Genomic DNA, 8,450 nt, shown 5'->3' on the forward strand with positions numbered 1-8,450 from the left:
GCGGGTAACGTTCCCATGGTGGACCCGCCCTGTCTGACATCCGGTCAGATCAGGTAAAGTCACCCATACGCGTTCAAAGCGCCGACAACTGAATATTGCTCATCCAGAGGGGTGGAGGGACCGGCCCGACGAAGCCCCGGCAACCACTCGGCTGACGCGCGCTCGCGATCCTGCGAGGCCGGCCGGGAGATGGTGCCAACTCCGGCCTGCGACCAGGGTGGCGCAGGAAAGATGGGGAGAAAGGCCTCGCCCGTATGGCACTCACGCCTGCCACCGACCTAGGAAACGCCACCGCTCTCGTCTGCCGCGAATGCGGTTCGTCCCGGGACCTCGGGCCCTACTACGCCTGCGAGGAGTGTTTCGGCCCCCTGGAGATCGCCTACGACTTCGGGGGAGTCACCCGCGCGGACATCGAGGCGGGACCGCACAACATCTGGCGCTACCGGGCCCTGCTGCCCGTCCCGTCGAACGTCGCCGACACGCCCAACACCGAGCCCGGCCTGACCGCGCTCGTCCGCGCCGACAACCTCGCGGAGAGCCTCGGCCTGCGGACCCTGTGGGTGAAGGACGACAGCGGCAACCCGACCCACTCGTTCAAGGACCGCGTCGTCGCGGTCGCGCTCGCCGCCGCCCGCGAACTCGGCTTCAAGGTCCTGGCGTGCCCGTCCACCGGCAACCTCGCCAACGCCGTCGCCGCGGCCGCGGCCCGCGCCGGGATCCGCAGCGCCGTGTTCGTCCCGTCCAACCTCGAAGCGCAGAAGATCATCACGACGGCCGTGTACGGCGGGACGTTCGTGACCGTCGACGGCAACTACGACGACGTGAACCGGCTCGCGTCCGAGATCGCCGGGGAACAGGACGACTGGGCGTTCGTCAACGTCAACGTCCGGCCCTACTACGCCGAGGGCTCCAAGACCCTCGGCTACGAGATCGCCGAACAGCTCGGCTGGCGGCTGCCCGACCAGATCGTCGTCCCGGTCGCGTCCGGCTCCCAGCTCACCAAGATCGACAAGGCGTTCCAGGAACTGATCAAACTGGGCCTCGTCGAGGACAGGCCGTACCGCGTCTTCGGCGCCCAGGCCACCGGCTGCGCCCCCGTCGCCACCGCGTTCAAGGACGGCCACGACGTCATCCGCCCCGTGAAGCCCGACACGATCGCCAAGTCGCTCGCGATCGGCAACCCGGCCGACGGCCCCTACGTCCTGGACGTCACCCGCCGCACGGGCGGCGCCGTCGAGGACGTCACCGACGCCGAGGTGGTCGAGGGCATCCGCCTCCTCGCCCGCACCGAGGGGATCTTCGGCGAGACCGCGGGCGGCGTCACCGTCGCCACCCTCCGCAAGCTCATCGGGTCCGGGGCGCTCGACCCGTCCGCCGAAACGGTGATCATCAACTCGGGGGACGGGCTGAAGACCCTGGACGCCGTCGCACCGGTCGTCGCGCCGTCCGCGAACATCGCCCCGTCCCTGGAGGCTTTCCGCGCCGCGGGCCTCGCCTGACAACAAAGGAGCAGCATGAGCAGCGTTTCCGTGCGCATTCCGACGATCCTGCGGACCTACACGAGTGGCGAGTCGGAGGTGAAGGCCGAGGGCGACACGCTCCGCGCCGTCGTCGCCGACCTGGAGGCCAGTTACTCCGGCATCTCCGCCCGCATCCTGGACGACTCGGGCAAGATCCGCCGGTTCGTCAACGTCTATGTCGGGGACGAGGACGTCCGTTTCGCCGAGGGTCTGGACACACCGACCCCCGAGGGCGCGCAAATTTCGATCATCCCCGCCGTCGCCGGAGGCTGAGACGCCCACGGCCCCGGCACAGCGATGCGCCGGGGCCGCGCTCTCACCCCCAACGCGAATTGACATCCTCGCCGGGGCCTCCACTGATCAGCGACTTTCGGCGATGACCTGAAAAACCGACCCGGAATTTCTATGATCACCCTTTATGAAGGGTTTTCTCCGGCGTTGGGCAGCCGTCTTCCCGCCCGTTCTCACCGGCGTGAGCATCGCGGGTCTCTGGGGCATGTCGGCCCTGGAAGAACGGGCCGACCGCACCCGCTTATCCGCGTGTATTCACAACCCGTCCGCCGCCCATTGGAGCCACGGCTACGACGCCTGGCTGCCCTTCGCGGTCCTCACAAGCGCCCTCCTCGGCGCCGTACTCGCGGCGGCGGTTCTCCTGTCCAACGCACAAACCCCACGCCGGCTCCGCGCAGCCTGCTACCCGACCATGGTGATCGCCCTCATCGCCCTCTTCCCGGCCGCCACGGCGGTCGACGACTATTACAACCTGCCCGGCGCCGACTTCTCCAGCCTGAACAGCCCACCCTGCCCCAAAGCCCACTCGGTCGGATAACCACACAACCCCGGAACCCAAGGCACCCGATAGCGGAACTGGAGACTGAATCTCCGACCGGACGGTCGCCTGCGAAATCCCGGTGGATGAACCTTTTCGACAAATGAATTTCGCGTCTGCTGCCGTCCTACGATTCTCTGCCCGGCCTCGACGCCTTCCTTCGCAGACCGGTAGGTGGTCCTGCCTTTCAGCCCAACCGGCTGGGGTAGTGATGCAGTACGGGGCCTGCGATCATAGGGGCATGACCAGAATCGAAACGATGGACGCGCAGGATCTGCCAATTATCGGTGAATGCTTAAACGCCGCGTTGCAGGGACCCTTTTTCCCGGGTAGGGACTTCCACTATCCACACGGCCAGCGAGAACCCTGGCACGAGTACATCTCGGTCTCGCCGCGAGAGGTTGCGGGGGTGTTGGCTCGCTGGCTGGGTCAATCGAAGCTGGACGACTCGGCCGGCGGCTTCTTCGATCGGCTCCGCTGACTGGCGAGCGACCATACTGCGGGCGGCGACGCGCGACCCGGTGACCGGTGCCCACACCGCACCCTTCGGGCGGGCCAGGCGCGGGCCGCGCAGCGTCCTGAGCGCCGCCGCCCCCTGACCACGCCGTGGAGCTCGAAGTCGGGTCCGCGTTCCGTGGCTGTTCCCCGAACACCTGCGGACGACCGCACACAGTGGATCGCAGTCCACGCTCCTGGCGTCCCAGAACGAGGCTTTGGTGCTGGTGGGGGCGGGTTCGGGCCGGTAGGTGAACCTTCCCTACGGGGATGCGCGCCGCTTGCACTCGGCAGGGTAGAGTGCTAAACAAACGGTTGGCACTCTGCTGTGGAGAGTGACAACTTCACAGTCTGGGTCGGGGCGATGAGGCCTCAGTTCGGCGACGGAATGGCAGTCGTCGGCCGGGGCCGTCCGTCGCGGGCGTCGGCTCGATCCATCTAAGCCACCTTGTTCCGGGAGGACTGGAGCCTATGGCTGCAAAGATGATCGCGTTCGACGAGGATGCCCGCCGCGGTCTTGAGCGCGGCATGAACCAGCTCGCCGACGCCGTCAAGGTGACCCTTGGTCCCAAGGGCCGCAACGTCGTGCTGGAGAAGAAGTGGGGCGCTCCCACGATCACCAACGACGGTGTGTCGATCGCCAAGGAGATCGAGCTCGAGGACGCGTGGGAGAAGATCGGCGCGGAGCTCGTCAAGGAAGTGGCCAAGAAGACCGACGACGTCGCGGGTGACGGGACCACCACCGCCACCGTGCTGGCCCAGGCGCTGGTGCGCGAGGGTCTGCGCAACGTGGCCGCCGGTGCGAACCCGATGTCGCTGAAGCGGGGCATCGAGTCCGCGGTCGAGCGGGTCAGCGAAGAGCTGTCCAAGCTGGCCAAGGACGTGGAGACCAAGGAGCAGATCGCCTCCACGGCGTCGATCTCCGCCGGCGACCCGCAGATCGGCGAGATGATCGCCGAGGCGATGGACAAGGTCGGCAAGGAAGGCGTCATCACGGTCGAGGAGAGCCAGACCTTCGGTCTGGAACTCGAACTCACCGAGGGCATGCGCTTCGACAAGGGCTACATCTCGCACTACTTCGTGACCGACCCCGAGCGGATGGAGGCGGTCCTCGAAGACCCGTACATCCTGATCGTTCAGGGCAAGGTGTCGGCCAACAAGGATCTGCTGCCCGTCCTCGAGGGCGTCATGCAGTCCGGCAAGCCGCTGCTGATCATCGCGGAGGACGTCGAGGGCGAGGCCCTGGCCACGCTGGTCGTCAACAAGATCCGCGGGATCTTCAAGTCCGTGGCCGTCAAGGCCCCGGGCTTCGGTGACCGCCGCAAGGCCATGCTGGGCGACATCGCCACGCTGACCGGCGGCCAGGTCATCAGCGAGGACGTCGGCCTCAAGCTGGAGAACACCACGGTCGACATGCTCGGCCGCGCCCGCAAGATCGTCATCGCCAAGGACGAGACCACGATCGTGGACGGCGCCGGTGACGCCAACGAGATCGCGGGCCGGGTCAACCAGATCCGCACCGAGATCGACAACACCGACTCCGACTACGACCGCGAGAAGCTCCAGGAGCGCCTGGCCAAGCTCGCGGGCGGTGTCGCGGTGATCAAGGCCGGTGCCGCGACGGAGGTGGAGCTCAAGGAGCGCAAGCACCGCATCGAGGACGCCGTCCGCAACGCCAAGGCCGCGGTCGAGGAGGGCATCGTCCCCGGTGGTGGCGTGGCGCTGCTCCAGGCGGGCGCCAAGGCGTTCGACAAGCTGGAGCTCGCGGGCGACGAGGCCACCGGCGCGAACATCGTCAAGCGCGCTCTGGAGGAGCCGCTGAAGCAGATCGCCGTCAACGCCGGCCTTGAGGGCGGCGTCGTGGTGGAGCGCGTTCGCAACCTCACCCCGGGTGAGGGCCTGAACGCCGCGACCGGCGACTACGTCAACATGTTCGACTCGGGGATCATCGACCCCGCCAAGGTGACCAGGTCCGCGCTGCAGAACGCCTCGTCGATCGCCGCGCTGTTCCTGACCACCGAGGCCGTCATCGCCGAGAAGCCCGAGAAGAACGCCGCTCCGGCGGGCGGCGGCATGCCCGACGCCGGCGGTATGGACTTCTGACCCACAGGTCAGATCCGCGCCGGACAACGGTGTACATATCCGAAGGGACGGTCCCCAGGGGCCGTCCCTTCGCCTTTCGGGGACGATCCAGGTCGGCGACCGAACCGGTGGTGCCGCCCACGCGTCGAACACAATGATCGCGAACGTTCGGTCGGACGGCCCGCGCACCGCACGGAGGACATGTGAGCGACCTGTTCAACTCTCCGGTACTCGTCGTCGAGCAGCCGCGCCGCGTCCCGTCCGCCAAGTCCCGGTACAAGGTGTTCGACGGGGCCGGGACGCTGCTGGCCGGCGCCGAGGAGCGCGCGGTGTCGCTCCGCCGTCAGGCGTGGCGGGCGGTGTTCATGGACGGTGACGACCATCGGACCGTGCAGGTGGAGGACACCCGAGGCACCCCCATTCTGATCATCGAACGGCCGAAGAGGGTGAAGGCGACCTGGGTCAGCACCCCCGACGGCGCCCTGCACGGCTCGATCCGCCTCGACCGCTACACCTGGCGTTATGCCCTCCTCGACGCGGCGGAACGGCCCGTCGGCAGGCTCGACGGCAACAGGCGCACCAACAAGTTCAAGGTGTTCGACAACGGCGGCGCGCATGTCGCGCAGGTGGACAAGAAGTGGAACGGCGCGGTCACCGCACTGCTGACCACCGCCGACAAATACGCGGTGACGTTCCACCACGCGCTGCCGCACCCGCTGCGCATGCTGGTCGTCGCGGCGCCCATCGCACTCGACCTCATGCTGTACGAGGGCAAGGACCTGCTCGACAACCTGGGAATCTGACGATGCCGGATGACCGGTCCCCGGGCCGTGAAGGCGACCACGGCGCACGCTCATCGGTCACATCTCGGTTTCCGGGACGTGACATCTGCCGCCGCTTGCGCACGTCAGCCGGGTACCCGGTCCCGGCGGCAGTTTGCGGGCACCGCAAAGTTCTTCCGCTGAGAGGCCGGACTTGGCAGGATCACGACGTGGCGGCGCACCGTACCGAACGGCGCGGGCCCGTCCGAGCTGAGAGCGAATCGAGTGGCGCGCGCATGTGGCCGAACGAGGCAGGAGAACACGTGACCGCTGCCCCGACCGGAGCAGGGGGAGACCCGGGCGGCCCGCTTCACATCACCTGCACGAGCCGACACCGGGAACCCTTCGGCGAAGGCGTGCCACGTCGGTGGGCTTGGCGCCGCGGGCAGAACCCACCAGTGCGAGCCCAGTCCGGACGGGAAACGCCACCGGGCCACCTGGCCTTCCACCTTCGTCCGGGCCCGCGCACGAGTACGGTCACACACCATCCCCGGCACGCGCGGCCACCCGCGGGGGACCACGTCATGGCAGCGCCCGTGGGCGGTGACCGGGTAGTCGGCCAACGCGGTCAGATGACGCCCGAACGCTTACCCCGGAGAGGGCGAGGACACCTCGTTCAGGAATGCCGACTCCCCGGTCCGTTTCAGCGGCCGCTCTTCCAGGTTGCGCGCGCACCCGGAGGTGGGTTGCAGCGCCGCCGTCGGGTCGGGGCCGGGCGAGGCCTCGCACTCGTACGCCGTCCTCGTGATCGGAGAAATCACAGGGCGGCCCAGATGTGTTGTACGGAAGTGTTCGGAGTCCTTGCCGGGCCGCCCCGGCCGCACCGGATCGTGCCTGACCAAGTCCGGAATCCTTTCCAGCCAGACGGCTGGGGCGTCCCCCGGAGGATCAGATGAACGAAGTCTTCGGCTCCTCGATGCTCAGGGTCGAACAGCCTCGCAGGGGCCCGTTCGCGAAATCGCGGTACAAGGTCCTCGACGGTGACGGAGTCGTCCTCGCCCTGGCGGCGCCCGCTGACGGCGAGGGACGTGCCGGGATGCGGGGCGTGGTGCCCGGCAAGTCGAACCTCGACGCCCGCGCCGTCCTGCTGACCACGCCGGACGGGGACCCCCTGCTGTTCGTGGACAAACAGCGAGGCAGGGACTACACGGAGATCCTCAACCCGGAGGAAGAAACCGTCGGCTCCTTCGTGACCGAGCGGGTCGGGCGGCGCTATGTCGTCTACGACGGTGCCGGCGCCCTGATCGGCGCGGTCGCCGTGGACGTACCGCGGAACAACTTCGAGGTGTCCGACAACGATGGGACGAAGGTCGCGCACGTCCGCAAGAAGTGGGCCGGTCTCGCCACCCACCTGTTGACGACGGCGGACAAGTACTCGGTGGAGATCTACGACCCGGTTTCGGAACCGCTGCGGACCATGTGCGTCATGACGGCGATCGTCATGGACATGAACCTGCACGAGAGCAAGGAAATCACCTGACCGCGCCCGGAATGCGCACGTAGGACTTCCCGGTCGTGGTATCGCGAGGTACGTTCCGTCCGTGGAGGCCATGCCCGGACGCTCGGACAGCTGGTGGATCTCACCGGCCATTCCGACGATCGCGAACTCCGTGCTGGCCGTCCTGTGGCTCTTCTCCGCCGTCGGTGGCTGGGGCGACACCGCCTTCTGCGGTGAGGACGAACAACGTGATCAGAGATGCGGCGCCGCTTTCGACGACGCCGTACGCGTCTCCGCGCCACTGGCCCTTCTCGCGGCGGTCATTGTCGTGACGGCCTGGTCGATGCCGGGCGTCCGACGCAGACCCGACCGGCTGGACACGCTTCTCGCCGTGGCCGCCGTCACATGGGTTCTGGCTGAAGGCGTCCTCTTCATCGGGGGATACCTGGCCAAGTCGTAGCCGGCCATCGCCGTTGCCAAAAAGAAATAATCACCGCTTCGGTCGCTCCCTGAAGTAGGACACGACGGTCGAAGTCGGACAAAACCCAAGGTAGAACGGGTGGGGCTTCCGAGCCCGGCGTCGTCCCCGGTCGATCGGACGCCGCCATGACGCGCGAGCCGGTTTGACGTCCGCACCTCGGGGGCATACTGTTCACTTCGCCCCACGGGGAAGCGGACGCCGGTAGGCGGCCGATCCGGGGGGAACCCACCAACGACCCAGCCACTCGGCTTCGCCGTGTGCGCGTTGTCGTGATGGGACGGAAAGGCTCGATTTTGACAATCAAGCCGGACCTGATGAAATAGCACCGCCTCCGGCCGACATCACGCAAGTGATGGCGACTGGAACCCGGGAAAGGTCGAAATTGACACTTCGATCGAATCCGGTAAAGTAAGAGCAGTCGCCCCGAAGCAGGAGACGCGAAAGCGAATCCAGTCCGGTGGGTGTCCGTTTCTTGAGAACTCAACAGCGTGTTAAAAGCCAGTGCCTTTATCGATCTGGTTCTGAATGTTCAGGGCCGGGTCGCCCCGTGACCGCCCGTTTCGGGTGGTCGGGGATTTCTTTGAGGCAGTGCAACCTACTTTGGTGGGTTGTGTTTGCTGGGATTGTTTCCAAGGTTTGGTCGCATCGGGGTTGGTTCTTCGGTGTGGTCGTTTGGCCTTAATGGAGAGTTTGATCCTGGCTCAGGACGAACGCTGGCGGCGTGCTTAACACATGCAAGTCGAGCGGAAAGGCCCCTTCGGGGGTACTCGAGCGGCGAACGGGT

General features: G+C 67.0%; 8 protein-coding genes, 1 rRNA gene and 1 riboswitch. All 9 genes read left to right on the plus strand.

Translation table 11 applies throughout. The features are described 5' to 3' along the window. The first annotated feature begins 96 nt into the window (after window positions 1-96). A riboswitch (SAM riboswitch) is annotated at window positions 97-238 on the plus strand. A 16-nt stretch (window positions 239-254) separates the two neighbouring features. Continuing rightward, the gene (gene thrC, locus D0T12_RS34320; protein WP_117405240.1) at window positions 255-1,499 is read left to right on the plus strand and encodes a threonine synthase; all 1,245 of its coding nucleotides are present in this window, start codon (window positions 255-257) and stop codon (window positions 1,497-1,499) included. A gap of 15 nt (window positions 1,500-1,514) precedes the next feature. Next, on the plus strand, window positions 1,515-1,793 hold the full coding sequence (locus tag D0T12_RS34325) for a MoaD/ThiS family protein (protein ID WP_117405241.1): 279 nt from the start codon (window positions 1,515-1,517) through the stop codon (window positions 1,791-1,793). Window positions 1,794-1,938: 145 nt separating this feature from the next. Beyond that, the gene (locus D0T12_RS34330; RefSeq protein ID WP_117405242.1) at window positions 1,939-2,349 is read left to right on the plus strand and encodes a hypothetical protein; all 411 of its coding nucleotides are present in this window, start codon (window positions 1,939-1,941) and stop codon (window positions 2,347-2,349) included. Window positions 2,350-2,590: 241 nt separating this feature from the next. After that, a complete protein-coding gene (locus D0T12_RS34335) occupies window positions 2,591-2,830 on the plus strand; it encodes a hypothetical protein (protein WP_147339745.1) in 240 nt (79 codons plus the stop codon). A 485-nt stretch (window positions 2,831-3,315) separates the two neighbouring features. Continuing rightward, entirely contained in the window at window positions 3,316-4,947 is a 1,632-nt protein-coding gene (groL, locus tag D0T12_RS34340; RefSeq protein WP_117405244.1) for a chaperonin GroEL, read from the plus strand. Between the two features lie 182 nt (window positions 4,948-5,129). Beyond that, a complete protein-coding gene (locus tag D0T12_RS34345; RefSeq protein ID WP_117405245.1) occupies window positions 5,130-5,729 on the plus strand; it encodes a phospholipid scramblase-related protein in 600 nt (199 codons plus the stop codon). Window positions 5,730-6,639: 910 nt separating this feature from the next. Further along, a complete protein-coding gene (locus D0T12_RS34350; protein ID WP_117405246.1) occupies window positions 6,640-7,227 on the plus strand; it encodes a phospholipid scramblase-related protein in 588 nt (195 codons plus the stop codon). 61 nt (window positions 7,228-7,288) lie between these two features. Beyond that, a complete protein-coding gene (locus tag D0T12_RS34355) occupies window positions 7,289-7,645 on the plus strand; it encodes a hypothetical protein (RefSeq protein ID WP_147339746.1) in 357 nt (118 codons plus the stop codon). A 699-nt stretch (window positions 7,646-8,344) separates the two neighbouring features. Next, window positions 8,345-8,450 (plus strand): 16S ribosomal RNA (locus D0T12_RS34360); the annotation flags it as partial.

The sequence above is a fragment of the Actinomadura spongiicola genome (genome assembly GCF_003432485.1).
Taxonomy (GTDB): Bacteria; Actinomycetota; Actinomycetes; order Streptosporangiales; family Streptosporangiaceae; genus Spirillospora; species Spirillospora spongiicola.